We start from the raw sequence: 20,821 nt of genomic DNA, 5'->3' as shown, positions 1-20,821 counted from the left end.
GGATCAACCAGCTTTTTTCGACGAAACCGCCGATTCCCTCGACGAAATCGCCGTGTGCCGCTTTCCTTTCCGCAAATGTCGGCGCGCCGGCCCGCTATCCAGGCCGCGCGGCAAGCGCTATCCCTGCCAGCGCTGCCAGCCGGCCTGCCTGAGCGCGCAGGCCGGGCATTTTCCGCACCCGTAGCCCCAGTCGTGGCGCGCCCCGCGCTCGCCCAGGTAGCAGGTATGGCTGTATTCGACGACCAGGTCCACCAGCGGCTGCCCGCCCAGCCGCTGCGCCAGTTCCCAGGTCTGCGCCTTGTCGATCCACATCAGCGGGGTCTCGATCGTGACGCGCGTCCCCAGCCCCAGGCCCAGCGCCACTTGCTGGGCCTTGATGGTGTCGTCGCGGCAGTCGGGATACCCCGAGAAGTCGGTTTCGCACATGCCGCCCACCAGCACGTCGAGCTGGCGCCGGTAGCCCAGCGCCGCCGCCAGGGTCAGGAACAGCAGATTGCGCCCCGGCACGAAGGTATTGGGCAGCCCGTTGGCCTGCATTTCGATGGCGCGCTCGGAGGTCATGGCGGTGTCGCCCACCTGGCCCAGCACGCGCAAGTCCAGCAGATGATCTTCGCTCAGCCGCGCGGCCCACTGCGGAAAGCGCGCGCGCAGCTCGCGCAGCACGTCCAGGCGCGCGTCCAGTTCGATGCGATGGCGCTGCCCGTAATCGAACGCCACGGTCTCGACATGGGCATAGCGGTCCAGCGCCCAGGCCAGGCAGGTGGTGGAATCCTGGCCGCCGGAAAACAGGACCAGCGCGCGACGTTGATGATTCTGCATGAGCACACTTGAACAAATAGCCAGGCACGGCGCCATGCTGGAACTGTACCGCAAGGCGAGCCGTAAGGATGGATGCGTAAAATGGCCGCCGTTGCCTTATCCGCTGTTCTCCGTATCGCCCAAAGCCCCCCTTCGCAACCCTTGCCTGACGGATCCCTCGCCCGATGAAAGCCATCCGCCCGCAGTCCGACACTGCCGAACCCTTGCGCAACGACATCCGGCTGCTGGGCCGGTTATTGGGCCAGGTCATCCAGGCCTGCGAAGGCGAGCGGGTATTCGACACCATCGAGACGCTGCGCCGCACCGCGGTGCGCTTCCGCCGCGAAGGCAACGAGGCCGACGGCAAGCTGCTGGAACAACGCGTCAAGCGCCTGCGCGAGAACGATCCGAACTCGGTGGCGCGCGCCTTCAGCTACTTCCTGCACCTGTCCAACATCGCCGAGGACCGCGACCAGAACCGCGCCCAGCGCCTGCGCGCCCTGGCCGACGGCACGCCGCCGCGCGGCAGCCTGCGCGAGGCCGTGGCCCTGCTGAAGGAGCAGGGCGTCAGCCCCGCCCGCATCCGCCGCCTGCTGGCCGAGGCCCGCGTCGTGCCGGTGCTGACGGCCCACCCCACTGAAGTCCAGCGCAAGAGCACGCTGGACGTGCACCGCGAAATCGCCGCGGCGCTGCTGCAGCGCGAGGGCCCCCTCACGGCCGAGGAAATCGCCGAACTCGACCTGACCCTGCTGGGCCGCGTCGCCACGCTGTGGCAGACCCGCATGCTGCGCTATACGCGCCTGACCGTGGCCGACGAGATCGAGAACGCGCTGTCGTACTACCGCAGCACCTTCCTGAACGTCATCCCGCGCGTGTACGCCGAACTGTCGCGCCTGCTGGGCCGCGACTCGGCCAGGCCCTTCGCCGCCCCGCCCGCGCCGCTGGAGCCGTTCCTGCGCATGGGCAGCTGGATCGGCGGCGACCGCGACGGCAATCCCAACGTCGATGCCGGCACGCTGGAACTGGCCCTGTTGCGCCAGGCCACGGTGCTGTTCGAGTATTACCTGCAGGAAGTGCACGCGCTGGGCGCCGAGCTGTCGATCACCACGCTGCTGATCGGCGCCGATCCGGCGCTGCATGCCCTGGCCGACGCCGGCGGCGACGACTCCCCCCATCGGCGCGACGAACCTTATCGCCGCGCGCTGGTCGGCATCTATGCGCGGCTCGCCGCCACCGCCCAGCAGCTCACCGGCCGCGACCTGGCGCGCCGCGTCACCCACCCGGCGCCTGCCTATGGGGCGCCGCGCGAACTGGCCGACGACCTGGCCGTCATCGCCGCGTCGCTGTCGGCGCACCACGCCGCGCCGATCGCGCGGCTGCGCCTGTCAGGCCTGCAGCAGGCGGTGGAGGTCTTCGGTTTCCACCTGGCCACGGTCGACCTGCGGCAAAGTTCCGATGTGCACGAACGTGTGCTGGGCGAGCTGTTCAAGCGCGCCGGCGCGCAGCATGACGGCAAGCCGGTGGACTATGCCGCGCTCGATGAAGCAGGCCGGGTGGCGCTGCTGCGCGCCGAGCTGGCGCTGGCGCGCCCGCTGGTCTCGCCCTGGATCACCTACAGCGAGGAAACCACGCGCGAGCTGGCCGTGCTGCGGGCCGCGGCCGCGGCCCGCGCCCGCTACGGCAAGCTGGCGGTGCAGCAGACCATCGTGTCGCATACCGAAACCCTGAGCGACCTGCTCGAGGTGCTGGTGCTGCAAAAGGAAACCGGCCTCATCGTCGATCCCGAGCCGGGCAGCGAGATCGCCGCCGGCGACGGCCTGATGGTGGTGCCGCTGTTCGAGACCATCCCCGACTTGCAGCGCGGCCCGGACATCATGGCGGCCTGGCTCGATCTTCCCGAGGTGCGCCAGCGCGTCAAGCAGGCCCAGGACGGCACCCAGGAAGTCATGCTGGGCTATTCCGACAGCAACAAGGACGGCGGTTTCCTCACGTCGAACTGGTCGCTCTACCAGGCCGAGCGCGCGCTGGTCGATGTGTTCAGCGCGCGCGGCGTGCGCCTGCGCCTGTTCCACGGCCGCGGCGGTTCGGTCGGCCGCGGCGGCGGCTCGAGCTTCGACGCCATCCTGGCGCAGCCGCCGGGCACCGTGGCCGGCCAGTTGCGGTTGACTGAACAGGGCGAGGTCATCCAGAGCAAGTACAAGGATGCCGAGGTGGGCCGCTGGCACCTGGAACTGCTGGTGGCCGCCACGCTTGAATCGTCCCTGGCGCCGCGCGCGGCCGCCACCAGCGCGGAAGACGCGCACATGGCGCATTACGGCCCGGCCATGTCGTTCATGTCCGACGCCGCGCAGCGCAGCTATCGCGGCCTGGTCTACGACACCCCCGGCTTTGCCGAGTACTTCTTCGCGGCCACGCCCATTACCGAGATCGCCGGGCTCAACATCGGCTCGCGCCCGGCCTCGCGCAAGCAGGGCCAGCGCATCGACGACCTGCGCGCCATTCCCTGGGGGTTTTCGTGGGCGCAGTGCCGGCTGATGCTGACCGGCTGGTACGGGGTGGGGTCGGCCATCGAGGCCTACCTGGAAACCGGCGCGCCCGGCGCGCCGCGCTCGCGCCGCGCGCGGCTGGCGCAGTTGCGCGAGATGGCGCGCGAGTGGCCGGCGTTCCGCACGCTGCTGTCCAACATGGAAATGGTGCTGGCCAAGTCGGACCTGGCCATTGCGGCGCGCTATGCCCAGCTGGTGCCGAACCGCAACCTGCGCAATCGCATCTTCGGCCAGATCAGCGCCGAGCACGGCCGCACGATCGCCATGCTGCGCCTGCTGACCCAGCGCGAGCTGCTGGCCGACAACCCGGCGCTGCTGGCTTCGCTGCGGGAACGCTTCGCCTATATCGACCCGCTGAACTACCTGCAGATCGAACTGATCCGCCGCTGGCGCGCCGCCCAGCGGGACGGCTCGGCCGAACCCGACAAGCGGGTGCGCAGCGCCATCCACCTGACCATCAACGGGATCGCGGCAGGATTGCGTAATTCCGGCTGAGGGGTGTTTTTGCGGGGGTTGGGGCGTTTGGGTTCTTGAGGCGCCCGCGCGTGCCGGCGGGGCCTGGCCGGCCACGTCGCTCGGCTCGGGCGCGCCACCAGGCGCCCTCGGCCCCCTGCGGGGGCTGCCCTCGCTCCAACTGGCCGCCCAGGCCCCGCCGGCACGCGCGGGCTCGCGATATCCGCCATTGGAATGCCGCGCGGCCGGGCTATGCGGGTTCCGTTCAGCGGCGAAGGCGTCCTATCGAGTCGACAGGGCCAGCCAGCCATGGACGGCCACGTACAGGCCGACGGCGATGATCAGTAGGCTCGACAGGTAGGGAGCCCGGCGGGCGAGCGTGCCGAGCCAGGGTGCGCGCGCATTGACGTGGCGCACGCCGAGCGCGGCGGCGGCGCCGACGGTGACCAGGGTAATGGCCAGCCCGATGGAAAAGCACAGTACCAGCACGGCTCCCAGGGCGAATTCTTTCAGCTGCAGGCACAGCAGCAACACGGTAATGGCCGCGGGACAAGGGATCAGGCCGCCAGTCAGCCCGAACAGGGCGATCTGCCAGTTGGTCACGCTCCGGTTGGCGAAACGGCGGCGGATGTCATTGGCGTGCGCCAGTTGATGGGCATCCTGGTGCCCCTGGCCGGCCTCTTCCCACCCGTGCAGTGCCTGGTGAACATGATCGTGCCCGCCGTCATGCGTCTCCATATGGGCAGTGCCATGGCTGTGCGCATGGCCGGCGTGCGGATGATCGTTGGCGCCGGCATGCTGCTCGCGCCAGGTCCGCCAGAACATCCACGCCGCGATCAGCACGATGACCGCCCCGGAGGCGAGCTGGAAGTACGGCTCCAGTTCCTCCGCCGCAACGCCGCGCCACAGATACATGCCGCCCAGGCCGATGCCCCACACGATCAAGGTATGCGAAATGGTCGCGGCGATGCCGAGCAGCACCGCCTGCCATACCGTTCCCCGGATAGCGACGATGAAGGCCGCCATCATCGTCTTGGAATGGCCTGGCTCCAGCCCGTGCAGCGCGCCCAGCAAGATGGCGCTGGGGATGAACAGCCAGGCCTGCGCAGCCCCTTGGGCAATCAATTCGCCGAACGACAGCATGGAATGGGCCTTATAGGTACTTGGTGATTTCCTTGAACTCGTCGATGGCGCGCTGCCGGTCCTGGTCCAAGTTGCCCACGGCATCCTGCAGGCAGTGGTCGATATGGTCCTGGATCAAGACCTTCTTGGCCTGCGAGATCGCCTTTTCGACGGCATGCAACTGCTGCGCCAGTTCAAGACAGGGGCGGTGCTCTTCCATCATCAGCAGGATGCTGCGCAAGTGGCCCTCCGCCCGCTTGAGACGCTTGGCCACCGCATCATGGTGATGGTGCGGATCAGTTTTGCTCATGCCGCATCATATCCTCCCTGGGAGGATACGATGGCAAATACCCTCACGCCAATGCGGACACCCCCAGCGCTCAAATACAGGCGAACAGCCAGCCGCCACCGTGGATCCTGGGCGTGCCGGCCCGCGCGCCCCGGCACGCCCAGGACGCCCCACGAAGCCCCCCTCCGCATCCCCCAATTTGGCGCTCCCCCGACTTTCTTAGTACTATCCCCAGATAATTCTATATACGCACAAATGTTCGCATATAGAACATAACGATTCCCGGCCCGCGGGAAGGCACTTCAGGATGAGACGCGCTCCGTCGCGCCCGACCGCCTTGCGCGAGCATCTCGAGAGCGTATCGACATGGATCTTCCTATCCAGAGCCTGGCCGTCATCGGCGCGGGCGCCATGGGCAGCGGCATCGCCGCCCTGTTTGCCGCCAAAGGGCTCGACGTAGTTCTCATCGACCCCGTGGCAGGCGCGCTGGAGCGCGCCGCCGGCGTCATCGACCGGCAGCTCGGGGTCTACGCCCCCGACGCCGTCGCCGAAACGCGCCGCCGCATCCGCATGGAAACCGGCCTGGAAGCCGCCTGCTCCTGCGACCTGGTCATCGAGGCGGTGCCCGAAAAACTGCAGCTCAAGCGCGATATCTTCGCCCGGCTGGACACCCTGTGCCAGCCCGGCGCCATCTTCGCCACCAACACCTCCGGCCTGTCCATCAACGCCATCGCCGAAGCCGTCACCCGCCGCGACCGCTTCGTCGGCACCCACTTCTTCACCCCCGCCGACGTCATCCCGCTGGTCGAGGTCGTGCGCAACGACGACACCTCGGCCGCGACCGTCGAGCGCGTCATGACGGCGCTGCGCGGCGTCGGCAAGCGTCCCGTGCTGGTCAAGCGCGACATCCCCGGCTTCATCGCCAACCGCATCCAGCACGCGCTGGCGCGCGAGGCCATCTCGCTGCTCGAAAAAGGCATCGCCAGCGCCGAAGACATCGACGAAGTCGTCAAATGGAGCCTCGGCATCCGCCTGGCGCTGTCCGGCCCGCTGGAACAGCGCGACATGAACGGCATCGACGTGCATCACGCCATTGCCACCTATCTTTACGCCGACCTGGAAAACCGCACCACGCCCTCGCCCCTGCTGGCGGAAAAAGTGGCCAGCGGCCAGATCGGCGCCAAGAGCGGCCAGGGCTTCTACGCCTGGCCCGCCGAGCGCCGCGAGCAAGTCCTGCGCGACAAGAGCGCCGCATTGGGCGAACTGGTGGCGTGGCTCAACAGCCGCCAGAGCGGCTGACACATTCCCTTTATCCAAACCGGCGGCGCGCCCGCCCCGGCAGCGCGCCCACGGCTGCCCCGGCACGGCGCAGCCTTGAACAAGACCTACCGTAGCGAGCTGGAAGCAGCATGAACAAATTAGCCTCTTTCTTCACCGAGCTGATGCGCAAGTATCTGCCCGATCCCTTCGTGTTCGCCATTGCGCTGACCCTGCTGACCGTGCTGATGGCCATGGGCATCGAAGGCCAGGGCATCGGCCAGATCACCCGCGAATGGGGCAAGGGCTTCTGGAGCCTGCTGGCCTTCACCACCCAGATGGCGGTGATCCTGGCCATGGGCTATGTGCTGGCGACCGCGCCGCTTACCGACCGCCTGCTCAACCGCATCGTCAGCCATGTGCACCAGCCGCGCACGGCCATCATCGTGGCCACCCTGGTGGGCGGCATCGGCAGCTACCTGAACTGGGGCTTCGGCCTGGTGATCGGCGGCATCGTGGCCAAGAAACTGGCGCTGAAGGTCAAGGGCGTGCACTACCCGCTGATCATCGCGGCGGCGTACAGCGGCTTCACCATGTACGGCCTGGGCCTGTCGGCCAGCATCCCGGTGCTGATCGCCACCCCGGGCCATCCCATGGCCGACCAGATGGGCGTCATTCCGTTGTCGGAGACGATCTTCTCGGTGCCGATGCTGGTGACCAGCCTGGTCATCATCGTGACGCTGCCGCTGCTCAATGCCTGGCTGCACCCGCGCGCCGGCGACAAGGTGGTGGAAGTGGACCCGGCCATCGACAAATCGACCGAGCCTTCGGCCGCCGGCGACCTGCTCGAACAGAACACGATTGCCTCGAAGCTGAACAACAGCCGCCTGCTGAGCCTGGTGATCGGCCTGCTGGGCATGGCCTACGTGGCCTTCCACTTCGTCGATGGCGGCTCGCTGGACCTGAACCTGATCAACTTCATCATCCTGTTCCTCGGCATCCTGCTGCTGGGCACGCCGGCCGCCTACGTGGCCAAGCTGAACGACGGCATCAAGACCATCTCGGGCATCATCCTGCAATACCCGTTCTACGCCGGCATCATGGCCATCATGGCCGGCTCGGGGCTGGTGAACACCATCTCGCATGTGTTCGTGGACGTGGCCACGCCGGGCACGCTGCCGTTCTGGGGCCTCATCAGCTCGTTCTTCATCAACTTCTTCGCGCCCTCGGGCGGCGGCCACTGGGTCATCCAGGGCCCCTTCATGATCGACGCCGCCAAGGAAATCGGCAGCTCGATCAGCCAGACCTCGATGTCGGTCATGCTGGGCAACGCCTGGAACGACCTGGTGCAGCCGTTCTGGATTCTGCCCGCGCTGGCGCTGTCGAAGCTGAAACTGCGCGACGTGATGGGCTACACCGTCATCATGATGCTGTGGGTGGGCGTCATCCACATCACCGCCGTGCTGGCATGGGGCATCCTGACCCACTGATCCGTAAGAGGCTATCCCTATGAAACCCCAGGCTTACCTGGTCACCGGCGGCAGCGCCGGCATCGGCGCCGCCATCGTCCGGGCGCTGCTGGACGCGGGGCACCGCGTGGTCAACATCGACTATCGCCTGCCCGACAACCCGCCGGCAGGGCTGGTGTCGATCCAGGCCGACCTGACCGACGAGGCGCAGACCAAGGCGGCGGCCGCCCAGGCCACCCGCGACCACGCCATCGTCGGGCTGGTCAACAACGCCGGCGCCACGCGGCCCGGCACCGCCGACACCGCCACGCTGGCCGACCTCGACTACGTGGTGGCCCTGCACCTGCGCACCGCCCTGATCCTGGTCCAGGCCGTGCTGCCCGACATGCGCGCCGCCGGTTTCGGCCGCATCGTCAACATGTCCTCGCGCGCCGCGCTGGGCAAGCCCGACCGCGTCGTCTATTCGGCCACCAAGGCCGGCCTGGTGGGGCTGACGCGCACGCTGGCCATGGAACTGGGCGGCGACGGCATCACCGTCAATGCCATCGGCCCCGGGCCCATCGCCACCGACCTGTTCCGCAACAGCAATCCCGACGGCGCGCCGCAGACGCAGCGCATCATCAACAGCATCGTGGTCAAGCGGCTGGGCACGCCCGAGGACGTGGCGCGCGCGGCCATGTTCTTCCTTTCGCCCGACAACGGCTTCGTGACCGGCCAGATGCTGTACGTATGCGGCGGCACCACGCTGGGCGTGGCGCCGGTCTGAATGGACGGCCGCGCCACGCCCGCCCGCGCGCGTCGCGCCTCAGCGCCGCCGCAGCGCCTGGTCGATGTGCTCGGCCGCGCGGCGCAGCGGCGGCAGGAACGCCTCCAGCATGGCCTCGCGCGAATAGCGGTTGGCATGGCCGCTGACGTTCATGGCGCCGATCACGCGCCCGGCGCGGTCGACGATGGGCACCGCCACCGACTGCAGGCCCGGCTCGAGCTCCTGCACCACGCAGGCATAGCCGTCGGCCCGCACGCCGGCCAGGATGCGCTTGAGCTCGCCCAGGTCGGTGACGGTATGCGGCGTGTGCGCGCGGATGTCGCTGGCAGCCAGCAGGCGCTCCTGCTCGGCCGGCGGCAGGCCGGCCAGCAGCACCCGCCCCATGGACGTCACCCAGGCCGGCAGGCGGCTGCCCACCGACAGGTTGATGCTCATCACCTTGTGCGTCGACAGCCGCAGGATGTACACGATGTCGGTGCCGTCCAGCACCGACACCGAACACGATTCGCGCGTGGTCTCGGCCACCTCTTCCATGTACGGCAAGGCCAGGTCCCACAAGGGCGTGGCCGACAGGTACGAATACCCGAGCTCGAGAATGCGCGGGGTCAGCGCGAACTTGCGGCCCTCGACCGTCACGTAGCCCAGGTGCGCCAGGGTCAGCAGGATGCGGCGCGCGCCCGCGCGCGTCAGGCCGCAGGCGGCGGCCACTTCGGACAGCGTCATTTGCGGGCGCTGCGGCCCGAACGCCCGGATGACCGACAGACCGCGCGCGAACGATTGCACGTAGCTGTCGCTGGGTTGCAGGGATTCTTGCGTATCCATATCCATGAAGGCGGCGCCGGCCGGCGCCCGGAGCGGCGCTGCGCGCACCCGCCTTGACACCCCCCGGTCACCATGAAACGATGTTCTTAAAAAGAACGAAAGTTCTAATACAGAACAAATTATGACACGCCCTTTTTATCGTAGACACCCATGATCTCCAAGCTCGTTGCAAATGCGGCGGCCGCCCTGGCGGACGTACCCGACGGCGCGACCGTCATGATCGGCGGCTTCGGCACCGCCGGCCAGCCGATGGAACTGATCGACGCCCTGCTCGAACAGGGCGCCAAGGACCTCACCATCATCAACAACAACGCCGGCAACGGCACCACCGGGCTGGCCGCCCTGCTGGGCGCGGGCCGCGTGCGCAAGATCATCTGCTCGTTCCCGCGCCAGGTGGATTCGCAGATCTTCGACGGCCTGTACCGCAGCGGCAAGATCGAGCTCGAACTGGTGCCACAGGGCAACCTGGCCGAGCGCATCCGCGCCGCCGGGGCCGGCATCGGCGCCTTCTTCACGCCCACCGGCTACGGCACGCCGCTGGCCGACGGCAAGGAAGTGCGCGAGATCAACGGCCGCCACTACGTGCTGGAATACCCGCTGCACGCCGACTACGCGCTGATCAAGGCCGAACGCGGCGACCGCTGGGGCAACCTGGTGTACCGCAAGACGGCGCGCAACTTCGGGCCCATCATGGCCAGCGCCGCGCGCGTGGCGGTGGCGCAGGTGCGCGAGATCGCCGAGCTGGGCGAGCTCGACCCCGAGACCGTCGTCACCCCCGGCATCTTCGTCAAGCGCGTCGTGCAGATCGACGCCGCCCCGGCCGCCAAGGAGCAGCAATGAGCAGCAAATTGAACCGCGACCAGATCGCCGCCCGCGTCGCGCAAGACATTCCCGAGGGCGCCTACGTCAACCTGGGCATCGGCCTGCCCACGCTGGTGGCCAATCACCTGCCGGCCGGCCGCGAAGTCATCCTGCACACCGAGAACGGCATGCTGGGCATGGGCCCGGCGCCCGCCAAGGGCCAGGAAGACTATGACCTGATCAACGCCGGCAAGCAGCCGGTCACCGAACTGCCCGGCTGCTCGTTCTTCCACCATGCCGATTCCTTCGCCATGATGCGCGGCGGCCACCTGGACATCTGCGTGCTGGGCGCCTTCCAGGTCTCGCAGAAGGGCGACCTGGCCAACTGGCACACCGGCGCGCCGGACGCCATTCCCGCCGTGGGCGGCGCCATGGACCTGGCCATCGGCGCCAAGGATGTCTTCGTAATGATGGAACTGCTCACCCGCGACGGCCAGAGCAAGCTGGTGGCCGAATGCAGCTATCCGCTCACCGGCGTGCAGTGCGTATCGCGCGTGTACACCGATGTGGCCGTGTTCGACATCCGCCCCGACGGCGTGACCGTCACCGACGTGTTCGGCGACACCACCGCCGACGACCTGCTGCGCCTGACCGGCCTGCCGCTGAAGTTTTCCCGCTGAAACCGAATCACGAACGGAGATCCCCATGCTTTTCATGGTCCAGATGCAAGTGAACCTGCCGCCCGACATGCCGGCCGAGCGCGCCGACAAGCTCAAGGCCGACGAAAAAGCCCTGGCGCAGCAGCTGCAGCGCGACGGCAAGTGGCCGCACCTGTGGCGCGTGGCCGGCCGCTATGCCAATGTCAGCATCTTCGACGTGGAGCACAACGACGAACTGCACCAGTTGCTGTCGTCGCTGCCGCTGTTCCCGTACATGGACATCCAGGTCACGGCGCTGGCGCGCCACCCGTCCGCCATCTGATCCCGCCGGAGCCCGCCATGCCCTACATCATCGAAACCTTCGACAAGCCCGGCCACCAGGCCGTGCGCCAGCAGCATCGCGCCACGCACCTGGAATACCTGGACGCCAACAAGCACCTGCTGCTGGCGTGCGGCGCCAAGCTGCAGGACGACGGCGCCGATGCCGGCGGCGGGCTCTATGTGGTCGACCTCGACACCCGCGAGGCGGCCGAGGCCTTCATCGCCGCTGACCCGTTCCACCAGGCCGGCCTGTTCGAGCGCGTGGCGATCACCCGCTGGCGCAAGGCCTACGTGGGCGGGCAGTGCCTGCTGTAGGAATTCATCCATGCCTTACGCTGATCTCGACCAGGTACGCCTGTACTACGTCATCGACGGCCCGGCCGACGCGCCGGTGCTGGTGCTGTCCAATTCGCTCGGCACCTGCGCCGACATGTGGGCCCGCCAGGTGCCCGAGCTGTCGCGGCGCTTCCGCGTGCTGCGCTACGACACCCGCGGCCACGGCAAGTCGTCGGTGCCGGCGGGCGAATACAGCTTCGCCCAGCTGGCCGGCGACGTCGCCGGGCTGCTCGACCACCTGGATATCCCCCACGCCTACTTCTGCGGCCTGTCGATGGGCGGCCCCACCGGCCTGCAACTGGCCCTGGACCACCCGCAGCGGGTGCGCAAGCTGGTGCTGTGCAATACCGCGGCGCGCATCGGCAGCGTCGAAAGCTGGTCCGCCCGCATCGCCGCGGTGGCGCAGAACGGCCTGGCGAACATGGCCCCGGCCCTGGTCGAACGCTGGCTGTCGCCGGCCTACCGCGCCGCCGAGCCGGGCCTGACCCAGGTGCTGGTGGACATGCTGCGCCGCACCTCCGATGCCGGCTACAGCGGTAATTGCGCGGCCCTGCGCGACGCCGACCTGCGCGGCCGGCTGGCCGACATCAAGGTGCCCACGCTGGTCATCGCCGGCACGCAGGACCCGGCCGCCACGCCGCAGGACGGCCGCGAGCTGGCGGCCGGCATCGCCGGCGCGCGCTACCTGGAGCTGGATACCTCGCACATTTCCAACTGGGAACAACCGGAAGCCTACACCCGCGCGGTGGCCGACTTCCTTTCGGAGTAAGCCTATGCAACGCTGGAAGCAACGCCCGGAAGGGTCCAACTGGGGGGATTTCGGCCCCGACGACCAGCTCGGCCGGCTCAACCTGCTGACCGAGCAGCAAGTGCTCAAGGGCGCGCGCGAGATCCGCGCCGGCAAGAGCTTCTGCCTGTCGCTGCCGCTGGACCTGCCCGGCGGCAACGTGCTGAACCCGCGCCGCCATCCGCCCCAGCTCAGCCCGACCCGGCTGCAGGACACGCCCTACCTGAACTTCCCGCTGCGCAACCTCAACCCCGATGCCGTCGACGTGCTCAGCGACGACCAGGTGCTGCTGTCCATGCAGTACTCCACCCAGTGGGACTCGCTGGCCCACGTGGGCGCATTGTTCGACGCCGACGGCGACGGCCGCGCCGAGCTTTGCTACTACAACGGCTACCGGGCCGGCGTCGACGTGGTCGGGCCGGCCGACGGCGACCATGTCGGCTGCGGCTGCAACAGCGGCGGCCCGTCCGCCGCCCTGCGGCTGGGCGTGGAAAACCTGGCGCAGCATGGCATGCAGGGTCGCGGCGTGCTGGTCGACCTGGCGCGCCACTTCGGCACCGGCCGCACCCTGGTCGGCCACGCCGAGCTGATGCAGGCGCTGCAGGCCGCCGGCATCGCCATCGAGCCGGGCGACATGCTGGTGCTGCGCACCGGCTTCGCCGAGAAAATCGTCGAGATGGCCGGCCAGCCCGATCCGGAAGTCCTGCACGCCTACGGCGCGGCGCTGGACGGCACCGACGCGGCCCTGCTGCAGTGGATCACCGACAGCGGCATCGTGGCGATCTGCGCCGACAACTACGCGGTCGAGCATTACCCCGCGCGCGAGCGCCAGGGCCCGCGCGCCATGCTGCCGCTGCACCACCATTGCCTGTTCAAGCTGGGCCTGCCGCTGGCCGAACTGTGGTACCTGAAGGACCTGGCCGACTGGCTGCACGCCAATGGCCGGCATCACTTCATGCTGACCGCCCCGCCCCTGCGCATGCCGCACGCCATCGGCTCGCCGGTCACCCCCATCGCGACGGTCTAGCCCTCGCGGGGCCAGGTGTCTGGCACCTCCAAAACACCACGGCCCGCTCAAGCACCCAGGTGTCTGACACCCCTGGCGATTCCCCCCTGCCAGCAGGCACCGTCCCGGGGGGTGTCAGACACCTCGCCAAAACACCACCGCGCCCGCCCAAGCACCCAGGTGTCTGACACCCCTGGCGATGCCCCCCTGCCAGCAAGCACCGTCCCAGGGGGGTGTCAGACACCTCGCCAAAACACCACCGCGCCCACCCAAGCACCCAGGTGTCTGACACCCCTGGCGATCCCCCCCCTGCCAGCAGGCACCGTCCCAGGGGGTGTCAGACACCTCGCCAAAACACCACCGCGCCCACCCAAGCACCCAGGTGTCTGACACCCCCTGGCGATGCCCCCCTGCCAGCAAGCACCGTCCCAGGGGGTGTCAGACACCTCGCACTCGCCCCTGCCGGCCCGCGCCTGCATCAAATTCCTGTTACCAACCGTGGTTGCGCGGCGCCCGGGCCGGCTTTATGTTGAACGCTCAGCCCCGCAACGCAGGAGCCGCCATGAAATCCCGTCTCGCCGGCCTGTTGCTGGCCCTCGGCTGCGCCGCGGCCGGCGCCCAGAGCCTGCCTTACGGCGTGTCGATCAACGACCTGGCCGCGTTCCGCCAGGCCGATGGCCTGTCGGTCATCACGGGCACGGTGCGCAACTATGGCAAGCGGCCCGTGCACGGGCTGTCGGTCACCTTCGTACTGTACGACGCCGGCGGCCGCGAAGTGGGCCGCACCTCCGACCAGCGCGAGGCCCCGCTGGCGCCGGGCGAAGCCTGGCTGGTGCGCGCCGCCACCCCGCATGCGTTCACCCGCTTCACTGCCCTGGACATCAAGTCGCAATAGCGCCCTCGCCCCGGTCGCAGGCCCCCAGCGGGCTGTCAGCACAGTATGGGAAAATAGAGACCGTTGTGAACCATAACAACAAAAGGATATCCCCCATGTTCCCGAAACGACTTTCCGACGGCTACCAGGCATTCCTGGAAGGCCGCTTCCACAACGAGCGCGCCCGCTACGAGCAACTGGGCGAAACCGGGCAAAGCCCGGAAATCCTGCTCATCGGCTGTTGCGATTCGCGCGTCTCGCCCGAGGTCATCTTCGACGCCGGCCCGGGCGAGATGTTCGTGATCCGCAACGTCGCCAACCTGGTGCCGCCCTATGAAGGGGAAGCCGAATCGTCCTCGTACCACGGCACCAGCGCGGCCATCGAATTCGCCGTCAACGCGCTCGAGGTCAAGCACATCGTGGTGCTGGGCCACGCCTCGTGCGGCGGCGTGCGCGCGGTGTTCGACGACGCCGAACCGCTGACCAAGATCGACTTCGTCGGCAAGTGGATGTCGCAGATCACGCCGGTGTCCGAAAACCTGCCGCGCACCGGCGACCGCGCCACCGACATCCAGCGCCTCGAATGGGCGGTGGTGGGGCACAGCCTGGCCAACCTGATGACCTTCCCGTCGATCCGCGCCCGGGTCCAGCAGGGCAAGCTGGAACTGCATGGCGCCTACTTCGGCGTGGCCACCGGCCTGCTGTTCCTGCGCGATCCCGCCACCGGCGAATTCTCGCCCTGCCAGGCGCAGCCGGCGGCCTGACGCCCCAGGGCAGGCCTCGCCCGGCCTGCCCGAGAAGCCTTACAACCCCGCAGCCGCCAGGTCCGGCGTACGCCGGTGCCAATCGGTGGCGCGCTGGAACGCCACGCCGATGCGGCCCAGGGTCGCCTCGGCGAACGGCTTGCCCAGCAGCTGGATGCCCAGCGGCAGCCCTTGCGCGGAAAACCCGGCCGGCAGCGCCAGCCCCGCCGCGCCCAGGAAATTGCCCGGCCGGCTGAATGCCGCCAGGGGGGTCTGCGCTTCGTCGACCTCGGCCACCGGGCAGGCGGCGAACGGCTGGGCGGGCGTGAGCAGCGCGTCGATGCCGCGCATCCAGTCGCGCCATTGCCGGCATGCCTGGGCATGCCACTGCATGGCCTCGATGTACTCGGCCGCCGACAGCGCCTTGCCGCCCAGCACCCGCGCGCGCACGAATTCGCCCAGCGGCAGGTCGGCATCCTCGATGTAGCCGCGATGCCGGGCGTAGGCCTCGGCGGCAATGATGCGGCCATTGGCCAGCATCATGGCATGGAAATCGAACGGCAGCTCGCGCTCCTGCACGTGCGCGCCCAGCGCCTGCAGGACTGCGCGCGCCTGCTGCAGGGACCGCTCCATGTCCGCGTCCACTGCCACCGGATACTGCCGCGGCGCCATCACGGCGATGTGCACGCCGGCCAGCGGCGCATCATCCTCGCCCGGCGCGGCGTAGTCCAGGCGCGGCGCCGCCAGCGTGGCCGCGTCGTGGGGGTCTGGGCCGGCCAGCGCCTGGGCCAGCAGCATGGCGTCGTGCGCATCGCGCGTCATGGGCCCGATCGAATCCAGGGTATGCGACAGCGGCACCGCGCCGTGCAGGCTGATCAGCCCGCGGGTGGTCTTCAGGCCGGTGATGCCGTTCAGCGCCGCCGGGATGCGCACCGACCCGCCCGTGTCCGACCCCAGCGCCGCCGGCGCCAGGCCGGCGGCCACCGCCACGCCCGAGCCGCTCGACGAACCGCCGGGAATGCGGTGGCAGGCCAGGTCCCACGGGTTGCGGGGCGTGCCCATGACCGGGTTGGTGCCCCAGCCGCCGAAGGCGAACTCGACCATGTGCGTCTTGCCCAGGATCACCATGCCGGCATCCAGCAGCCGCCGCACCGCCGTGGCGGTGAAGCTGCTGCGGCGCTGCCGCCAGGCCTGCGAGCCGGCCGTGGTGACCTGGCCCTGCACCTCGCACAAATCCTTGACGGCGATCGGCAGGCCGTCGAGCGGCCCCAGCACATAGCCGGCCGCGCGTCGCGCGTCGGCGGCGGCCGCCAGTTGCAGCGCGCCTTCGGCGTCCACCTGCACATAGGCGTGCAGGGCCGGGTTGGCGCGCTCGATGCGGGCCAGGTAGTGGCGCGCCAGCTCGACCGCGCTGTAGCGCCCGGCGGCCAGGCCGGCCGCCAGTTCGGACAATGTCGAAAAAGCCAGGTCAGCCATGCCGATACGTCTCCAGGATCAGCGCTTGTCCCACGCGGGGATGGGATACACGGGTTTCTGTACGGCCACGTCCTGCGGCCAGACCGGCGCCATGCCCTTGCCCGGCAGCACCTGCACCACCGGGAACGGCATCTTGAGCTGGCGCCCGGTATCGTCGATGGCGTACGGCCCGGCCATCACGGTGACCTTGTCCGACAGGTCGAGCGAGGCCTGCTTCAGCGCGGCCGCGTCGGTGCCGCCGGCCTTCTCGATGATCTCCTCGGTCAGCGCCGCCGCGCCATAGGCCAGCGCGGTCTGGAAGTCGGGCGGGAACTCGGCCTTGGGATACAGGCGGTCGTAGGCCTTGGCGAATTCCTCGCGCGACAGGCCGGCCGTGACCTTCCAGTTGATCGCCGGATGGTAGTTCGTATGGCTGAAGATATAGTGCGCGTCGGCGCCGATGGCCTGGAACTGCGGCGTGGACGCGTACACCATGAAGATGAACGGGAAGTTGATGTCCAACTGCTTGAGCTGGCGCGTCATGCTGATCAGGTCGCCTTCATACGGCGTGGGAAACAGCGCCTCCGCGCCCGAGGCCTTGGCCTTCTGCAGCAGCGTGCTGAAGTCCTTCTGCCCCTTCGGGTACTTCTCGTACATCACCACTTCGATGCCGTTCTTGGCGGCCTGGTCCTTGCCGCTCTGCGCCAGCCCGGCCGGATACGGCTCGTCCGAATACAGGATGGCGGCCTTCTTCACGCCCAGGTTGCCGGCCAGCGCCATCGAGGCGCTGAGCATGGCCGACACCGGCATCTGGGTGCCGGACACCATGTACTTGAAGCCCTGCTTGTACAGGTCGTCGCTGGCCGCCGACCACACCATCATGTACTTGCCCAGGCGCTCGGTCACGGTGGCGGCCGCGGCCGTCAGGGTCGAGCCGAAGGGCGCGAAGACCAGATCGACTTTTTCGTCCACAATCAGGCGCTCGTAGACCCGCGTGACCATCTGCTTGTCGCTGCGGTCGTCCAGCTTGACCAGTTCCACCGGATACTTCTTGCCCTTGATCTCTATGCCGCCGCGCCGGTTGACGTCGTCGACCCACACTTCCACGCCGCGCACGCCCGACTGCGAGGCCAGCGCGAAGCTGCCGGTGGACGACACGGTCATGCCGATGCGTATTTTGTCCGACGTCTGCGCCAACCCGGCCGCCGGCACCAGGGCGGCGGCCAGCGCAAGCGCCGGCAGCCGCGACCACCACGATTTTCCGCACATGAGACTTCTCCTGTCATGGGTATGAGAGAGACAACATGGAAGCCGACCCGGCATGGCAAGCGCGCAGAAACTGAGCAATACTTGCGCAACGGGCAAGATAGCGTATAACAAATAGGCATGGAGCGCACGCCTTGAACAACAAACTGAGTTACCGGCAAACCGAAATGCTCTGGGCCATCGTCATGGCCGGCTCCATCAGCGGCGCCGCCCGGCTGCTGGCGATCAGCCAGCCGGCCGTCAGCCGCATGCTGGCCCAGACCGAAAAGCAGCTGGGCCTGACCCTGTTCGAACGCGTGCGCGGGCGCCTGCAGCCCACCACCCAGGTGCACAGCCTGTTCGAGGAAATCGAGAAGACCCAGCGCATGATGCAGCGCGTCAACGACCTGGCCGACGCCCTGGCCGGCCACGGCGCCGGCGTGCTGCGGCTGGCGTCCATTCCCAGCCTGGCGCAGTACCTGGTGCCGCGCGCGGTGGCGCGCTTCCAGCGCCGCCACCCCGACATCCTGCTGCGCATGAACGCCGCCGCGCTGCCGCCGCTGATCGCCGACGTCCTACAGGGCGAGGCCGAGCTCGGCCTGGTGGTGATGCAGACCGATCACCCGTTCCTGAAGGCCCACCCCCTGCACACCGGCCGCATGGTGGCCGCCATCCCGCGCGACCACCCGCTGGCGCAGCGCTCGCGGGTCGCGCTGGCCGACCTGTCGCCGCACCCCCACATCGTGGTCGGCACGCGGATGCCGTACGGCATGCTGGTGCAATCCGCCTTCGAGCAGGCCGGCCTGCCGTGCCGAATGTGCGCCGACGTGCCCTGGAGCAACCTGGCCTGCGCGCTGGTCAACGCCGGCGTGGGCATCGCCATCGTCGATGAGTTCACCGTCATGAGCAACCAGTGGCCGGGGCTGGTCATCGTGCCGCTGGCCGAGGAGATCCCCCTGCACATAAGCGCCGTCCACGCCACCAACCGGCCGCTGTCGAAACTGGGCGCGCAGTTCCTGGACGACCTGCGCACGGTGCTGCAAGAGGCCTTTTCCGACCAAAACCAGGGTTAACACTTAACCTGTAGTTATGGTTTTGTGGGCGCAAACTGTTCATAATTTCCGGCAAGCCCCCAACCGCAGCCCGGCCCGGAGGATCTCCCATGAACAGCCCCGCCGCCCCCACGGCGCAAACGGCCTCGCATCGCGCCCAGGACCGGCGCGCCGAACGCCTGCGCACCCGCATCGCGGCCGGCGTCTTCATCGCGCTGGGCGCGGCGCTGGCGGCCGTGCCGCTGGCCACCGGCAACCTGTCGCTGGCGTTCTACCTGATGCTGTGGGTGACGCTGGCCAGCGCCATGAATATCTGCGTGGGCTTCACCGGCTACCTGCCGTTCGGCTACGTGGTGTTCTACGGGGTCGGCGCCTATGCCACCGGCATCTGCTACAAGGTGCTGGGCTGGCCCATCGTGCCGGCGCTGGCGGCCGCCGGCGCGGCCGGCCTGGCGGTGTCCCTGCTGTTCGCCCCCACGCTGCGGCTGCGCGGCGTGTACTTCGGCATCGTCAGCCTGGCGCTGGCCACCATCATGCGGCTCTTGATCGCCAACCTGCCCGACGACCTCACCGGCGGCAGCATGGGGCTGATCCTGTCCAGCGCCAACAGCCCCGTGCACAGCTACTACGCCATGCTGGCGGTCATGGCCGCGACCCTGGCCACCGTGACCTGGCTGTCGGCCTCGTCGCTGGGCAAGGCGCTCAAGGCCATCCGCGACGATGACGCGGCGGCGGCCTGCGTCGGCATCCACGTGCCCAACACCCGCCTGAAGGCCTGGATGCTGGCCGCGCTGTTCCCGGCGCTGGCCGGCGGCATCGAGGCCTGGTACACCAACGTGGTGGACCCCGAATACGCCTTCCACGTGTTGGTCACGGCCAAGAGCATCATCTACGCCATGGCGGGCGGCTTCGGCACCATCCTCGGGCCGGTGGTGGGCACCCTGGCCCTGGTCGGCGTCGACCACCTGATCTGGCAGCGCTTCCCGCTCCTGAACCTGCTGTTGCTGGGGCTGGTCATCGTGCTGCTGATGCTGTTCCTGCCGCGCGGCATCGTCGGCGGCCTGCTGAAACGCAAGCCGCAATGGCGCCGCTACATCGCCTGAGCCACCGCCCCGACCAGGAAGCCAACGCATGACCGCACTCGTCATCCAGGGCCTCGTCAACGGCCTCATCCTCGGCACCCTCTACGGCCTGATCGGCGTGGGCCTGAACGTCATCTTCGGCGTGCTGCGCGTGGTCAATTTCGCGCACGGCGAGTTCCTGGTGCTGGGCGCGTACTTCGCCTATTACCTGCTCGAAAACGCCGGGGTCAATCCGCTCCTGGCGCTGCCGCTGGGCTTCGCCGTCTTTTTCGCGGCCGGCTACCTGCTGTACTTCGTGCTGATCCCGCGCCTGCGCGGCGCCGACGACCCGGAGATCAGCTCGCTGCTGCTGATGTTCGGCGTGTCCATCATGCTCAGCGCCCTGATGCTGCTGGCGTTCGACGCCGACGCGCGCTCGCTGCCCTACCAGATCGAGCCGGTGTTCCTGAAATTCGGTCCGGTGCTCGTCCCCACGGCGCGCCTGGTGGCCCTGGCCGTCGCGCTGGCCGTCATCGGCGCGCTGGCGTGGTTCCTGTACCGCACCACGCCCGGCAAGGCGCTGCGCGCCATCATCATGAACCGCGACGCGGTGCGCATCGTCGGCATCGACGCCGAGCGGCTGTCGGCGGTGGCCTTCGCGCTGGGCATCGGCCTGGCCGCCGTCAGCGGCGTGCTGATCGCCATGGTGTTCCCGGCCTTCTCGCCCTTCATGGGCAACGACTACACCCTGATCGGCTTCATCGTGATCGTGCTGGGCGGCCTGGGCCATCCGGTGGGCGCGCTGGTGGGCGCCCTGCTGTACGGCGTCACCGAGCAGGTCTCGGTGGTGTTCTTCAATCCGTCCATCGCCACCATCTGCGGCTTCGCGCTGATGGTCGGCATGATCTTCGCCCGCCCCACCGGCCTGTTCGGCCATCGCATGCTGCGCTGAAGCGAGG

21 protein-coding genes are annotated in these 20,821 nt (G+C 68.6%); 15 read left to right on the top strand and 6 right to left on the bottom strand.

Annotated features, from left to right (window positions below; genetic code table 11):
• Positions 1–117: 117 nt before the first annotated feature.
• On the bottom strand, positions 118–819 hold the full coding sequence (gene queC, locus ACKTT0_RS11125; RefSeq protein ID WP_407849964.1) for a 7-cyano-7-deazaguanine synthase QueC: 702 nt from the start codon (positions 817–819) through the stop codon (positions 118–120).
• A 164-nt stretch (positions 820–983) separates the two neighbouring features.
• On the opposite strand from queC, the gene ppc reads away from it, so the two are divergent.
• Positions 984–3,839, top strand: coding sequence for a phosphoenolpyruvate carboxylase (ppc, locus tag ACKTT0_RS11120; protein WP_407849963.1), 2,856 nt, complete (start codon positions 984–986; stop codon positions 3,837–3,839).
• Positions 3,840–4,079: 240 nt separating this feature from the next.
• Here ppc and ACKTT0_RS11115 read toward each other — a convergent pair whose 3' ends face one another.
• Both ACKTT0_RS11115 and ACKTT0_RS11110 read right to left on the bottom strand, forming a co-directional pair.
• On the bottom strand, positions 4,080–4,940 hold the full coding sequence (locus ACKTT0_RS11115) for a nickel/cobalt efflux transporter (RefSeq protein WP_407849962.1): 861 nt from the start codon (positions 4,938–4,940) through the stop codon (positions 4,080–4,082).
• Positions 4,941–4,950: 10 nt separating this feature from the next.
• Positions 4,951–5,229: a metal-sensing transcriptional repressor gene (locus ACKTT0_RS11110; protein ID WP_407849961.1), complete on the bottom strand. Its 279-nt coding sequence runs from the start codon at positions 5,227–5,229 to the stop codon at positions 4,951–4,953.
• A gap of 345 nt (positions 5,230–5,574) precedes the next feature.
• On the opposite strand from ACKTT0_RS11110, the gene ACKTT0_RS11105 reads away from it, so the two are divergent.
• From ACKTT0_RS11105 to ACKTT0_RS11095, 3 genes are all read left to right on the top strand, one after another.
• On the top strand, positions 5,575–6,507 hold the full coding sequence (locus ACKTT0_RS11105) for a 3-hydroxyacyl-CoA dehydrogenase family protein (protein ID WP_407849960.1): 933 nt from the start codon (positions 5,575–5,577) through the stop codon (positions 6,505–6,507).
• Positions 6,508–6,617: 110 nt separating this feature from the next.
• On the top strand, positions 6,618–7,955 hold the full coding sequence (locus ACKTT0_RS11100; protein WP_407849959.1) for a short-chain fatty acid transporter: 1,338 nt from the start codon (positions 6,618–6,620) through the stop codon (positions 7,953–7,955).
• 19 nt (positions 7,956–7,974) lie between these two features.
• Positions 7,975–8,700, top strand: a complete 726-nt coding sequence (locus ACKTT0_RS11095; RefSeq protein WP_407849958.1) for an SDR family NAD(P)-dependent oxidoreductase — start codon at positions 7,975–7,977, stop codon at positions 8,698–8,700.
• A gap of 39 nt (positions 8,701–8,739) precedes the next feature.
• Here ACKTT0_RS11095 and ACKTT0_RS11090 read toward each other — a convergent pair whose 3' ends face one another.
• Positions 8,740–9,528: an IclR family transcriptional regulator gene (locus ACKTT0_RS11090; RefSeq protein WP_407849957.1), complete on the bottom strand. Its 789-nt coding sequence runs from the start codon at positions 9,526–9,528 to the stop codon at positions 8,740–8,742.
• A 144-nt stretch (positions 9,529–9,672) separates the two neighbouring features.
• On the opposite strand from ACKTT0_RS11090, the gene ACKTT0_RS11085 reads away from it, so the two are divergent.
• From ACKTT0_RS11085 to ACKTT0_RS11050, 8 genes are all read left to right on the top strand, one after another.
• Positions 9,673–10,362 carry a 3-oxoacid CoA-transferase subunit A gene (locus ACKTT0_RS11085; protein ID WP_407849956.1) on the top strand — a complete coding sequence of 230 codons (690 nt, stop codon included), beginning with the start codon at positions 9,673–9,675 and terminating at the stop codon, positions 10,360–10,362.
• On the top strand, positions 10,359–11,003 hold the full coding sequence (locus ACKTT0_RS11080) for a 3-oxoacid CoA-transferase subunit B (protein ID WP_028355295.1): 645 nt from the start codon (positions 10,359–10,361) through the stop codon (positions 11,001–11,003). Before ACKTT0_RS11085 ends, ACKTT0_RS11080 begins: the two co-directional genes overlap by 4 nt.
• 25 nt (positions 11,004–11,028) lie before the next feature.
• On the top strand, positions 11,029–11,304 hold the full coding sequence (catC, locus tag ACKTT0_RS11075; protein WP_407849955.1) for a muconolactone Delta-isomerase: 276 nt from the start codon (positions 11,029–11,031) through the stop codon (positions 11,302–11,304).
• A gap of 17 nt (positions 11,305–11,321) precedes the next feature.
• Entirely contained in the window at positions 11,322–11,618 is a 297-nt protein-coding gene (locus ACKTT0_RS11070; RefSeq protein ID WP_407849954.1) for a YciI family protein, read from the top strand.
• Between the two features lie 10 nt (positions 11,619–11,628).
• Positions 11,629–12,408: a 3-oxoadipate enol-lactonase gene (pcaD, locus tag ACKTT0_RS11065; protein ID WP_407849953.1), complete on the top strand. Its 780-nt coding sequence runs from the start codon at positions 11,629–11,631 to the stop codon at positions 12,406–12,408.
• Positions 12,409–12,412: 4 nt separating this feature from the next.
• Entirely contained in the window at positions 12,413–13,453 is a 1,041-nt protein-coding gene (locus tag ACKTT0_RS11060) for a cyclase family protein (protein WP_028355291.1), read from the top strand.
• A 541-nt stretch (positions 13,454–13,994) separates the two neighbouring features.
• On the top strand, positions 13,995–14,327 hold the full coding sequence (locus ACKTT0_RS11055; protein ID WP_407849952.1) for an FxLYD domain-containing protein: 333 nt from the start codon (positions 13,995–13,997) through the stop codon (positions 14,325–14,327).
• Between the two features lie 95 nt (positions 14,328–14,422).
• Positions 14,423–15,070 (top strand): carbonic anhydrase, encoded by a 648-nt coding sequence (locus ACKTT0_RS11050; protein ID WP_407849951.1) that lies wholly within the window; start codon positions 14,423–14,425, stop codon positions 15,068–15,070.
• 39 nt (positions 15,071–15,109) lie between these two features.
• Here the strand turns inward: ACKTT0_RS11050 and ACKTT0_RS11045 are convergent, their stop codons facing one another.
• Together ACKTT0_RS11045 and ACKTT0_RS11040 are read right to left on the bottom strand one after the other, a co-directional pair.
• Positions 15,110–16,525 (bottom strand): amidase, encoded by a 1,416-nt coding sequence (locus tag ACKTT0_RS11045; protein ID WP_407849950.1) that lies wholly within the window; start codon positions 16,523–16,525, stop codon positions 15,110–15,112.
• A gap of 18 nt (positions 16,526–16,543) precedes the next feature.
• Positions 16,544–17,773, bottom strand: coding sequence for an amino acid ABC transporter substrate-binding protein (locus tag ACKTT0_RS11040; RefSeq protein WP_028355287.1), 1,230 nt, complete (start codon positions 17,771–17,773; stop codon positions 16,544–16,546).
• A 164-nt stretch (positions 17,774–17,937) separates the two neighbouring features.
• Between ACKTT0_RS11040 and ACKTT0_RS11035 the strand changes: the two genes are divergently transcribed.
• The 3 genes from ACKTT0_RS11035 to ACKTT0_RS11025 all read left to right on the top strand — a co-directional run bounded on the left by ACKTT0_RS11035 (position 17,938) and on the right by ACKTT0_RS11025 (position 20,814).
• A complete protein-coding gene (locus tag ACKTT0_RS11035) occupies positions 17,938–18,822 on the top strand; it encodes a LysR family transcriptional regulator (protein WP_354666427.1) in 885 nt (294 codons plus the stop codon).
• An 89-nt stretch (positions 18,823–18,911) separates the two neighbouring features.
• The gene (locus ACKTT0_RS11030) at positions 18,912–19,904 is read left to right on the top strand and encodes a branched-chain amino acid ABC transporter permease (RefSeq protein WP_028355285.1); all 993 of its coding nucleotides are present in this window, start codon (positions 18,912–18,914) and stop codon (positions 19,902–19,904) included.
• Between the two features lie 28 nt (positions 19,905–19,932).
• Entirely contained in the window at positions 19,933–20,814 is an 882-nt protein-coding gene (locus ACKTT0_RS11025) for a branched-chain amino acid ABC transporter permease (protein ID WP_028355284.1), read from the top strand.
• Positions 20,815–20,821: the final 7 nt, after the last annotated feature.

It is taken from the genome of Bordetella saccharivorans (genome assembly GCF_045862855.1).
GTDB lineage: Bacteria > Pseudomonadota > Gammaproteobacteria > Burkholderiales > Burkholderiaceae_B > Bordetella_A > Bordetella_A petrii_F.
Note: the sequence above shows the minus strand (reverse complement) of the source record. Positions and strands in the feature narration are given on the sequence as shown.

Excerpts from the sequence above, each read along its gene's own strand:
- ACKTT0_RS11070 (WP_407849954.1), top strand. The coding sequence starts at position 11,322 with ATGCCCTACATCATCGAAACCTTCGACAAGCCCGGCCACCAGGCCGTG.
- ACKTT0_RS11035 (WP_354666427.1), top strand. The coding sequence starts at position 17,938 with ATGCTCTGGGCCATCGTCATGGCCGGCTCCATCAGCGGCGCCGCCCGG.
- ACKTT0_RS11105 (WP_407849960.1), top strand. The coding sequence starts at position 5,575 with ATGGATCTTCCTATCCAGAGCCTGGCCGTCATCGGCGCGGGCGCCATG.
- queC (WP_407849964.1), bottom strand. The coding sequence starts at position 819 with ATGCAGAATCATCAACGTCGCGCGCTGGTCCTGTTTTCCGGCGGCCAG.
- catC (WP_407849955.1), top strand. The coding sequence starts at position 11,029 with ATGCTTTTCATGGTCCAGATGCAAGTGAACCTGCCGCCCGACATGCCG.
- ppc (WP_407849963.1), top strand. The coding sequence starts at position 984 with ATGAAAGCCATCCGCCCGCAGTCCGACACTGCCGAACCCTTGCGCAAC.
- pcaD (WP_407849953.1), top strand. The coding sequence starts at position 11,629 with ATGCCTTACGCTGATCTCGACCAGGTACGCCTGTACTACGTCATCGAC.
- ACKTT0_RS11055 (WP_407849952.1), top strand. The coding sequence starts at position 13,995 with ATGAAATCCCGTCTCGCCGGCCTGTTGCTGGCCCTCGGCTGCGCCGCG.
- ACKTT0_RS11100 (WP_407849959.1), top strand. The coding sequence starts at position 6,618 with ATGAACAAATTAGCCTCTTTCTTCACCGAGCTGATGCGCAAGTATCTG.
- ACKTT0_RS11110 (WP_407849961.1), bottom strand. The coding sequence starts at position 5,229 with ATGAGCAAAACTGATCCGCACCATCACCATGATGCGGTGGCCAAGCGT.
- ACKTT0_RS11040 (WP_028355287.1), bottom strand. The coding sequence starts at position 17,773 with ATGTGCGGAAAATCGTGGTGGTCGCGGCTGCCGGCGCTTGCGCTGGCC.
- ACKTT0_RS11095 (WP_407849958.1), top strand. The coding sequence starts at position 7,975 with ATGAAACCCCAGGCTTACCTGGTCACCGGCGGCAGCGCCGGCATCGGC.
- ACKTT0_RS11025 (WP_028355284.1), top strand. The coding sequence starts at position 19,933 with ATGACCGCACTCGTCATCCAGGGCCTCGTCAACGGCCTCATCCTCGGC.
- ACKTT0_RS11050 (WP_407849951.1), top strand. The coding sequence starts at position 14,423 with ATGTTCCCGAAACGACTTTCCGACGGCTACCAGGCATTCCTGGAAGGC.
- ACKTT0_RS11080 (WP_028355295.1), top strand. The coding sequence starts at position 10,359 with ATGAGCAGCAAATTGAACCGCGACCAGATCGCCGCCCGCGTCGCGCAA.
- ACKTT0_RS11090 (WP_407849957.1), bottom strand. The coding sequence starts at position 9,528 with ATGGATATGGATACGCAAGAATCCCTGCAACCCAGCGACAGCTACGTG.
- ACKTT0_RS11045 (WP_407849950.1), bottom strand. The coding sequence starts at position 16,525 with ATGGCTGACCTGGCTTTTTCGACATTGTCCGAACTGGCGGCCGGCCTG.
- ACKTT0_RS11085 (WP_407849956.1), top strand. The coding sequence starts at position 9,673 with ATGATCTCCAAGCTCGTTGCAAATGCGGCGGCCGCCCTGGCGGACGTA.
- ACKTT0_RS11060 (WP_028355291.1), top strand. The coding sequence starts at position 12,413 with ATGCAACGCTGGAAGCAACGCCCGGAAGGGTCCAACTGGGGGGATTTC.
- ACKTT0_RS11115 (WP_407849962.1), bottom strand. The coding sequence starts at position 4,940 with ATGCTGTCGTTCGGCGAATTGATTGCCCAAGGGGCTGCGCAGGCCTGG.
- ACKTT0_RS11030 (WP_028355285.1), top strand. The coding sequence starts at position 18,912 with ATGAACAGCCCCGCCGCCCCCACGGCGCAAACGGCCTCGCATCGCGCC.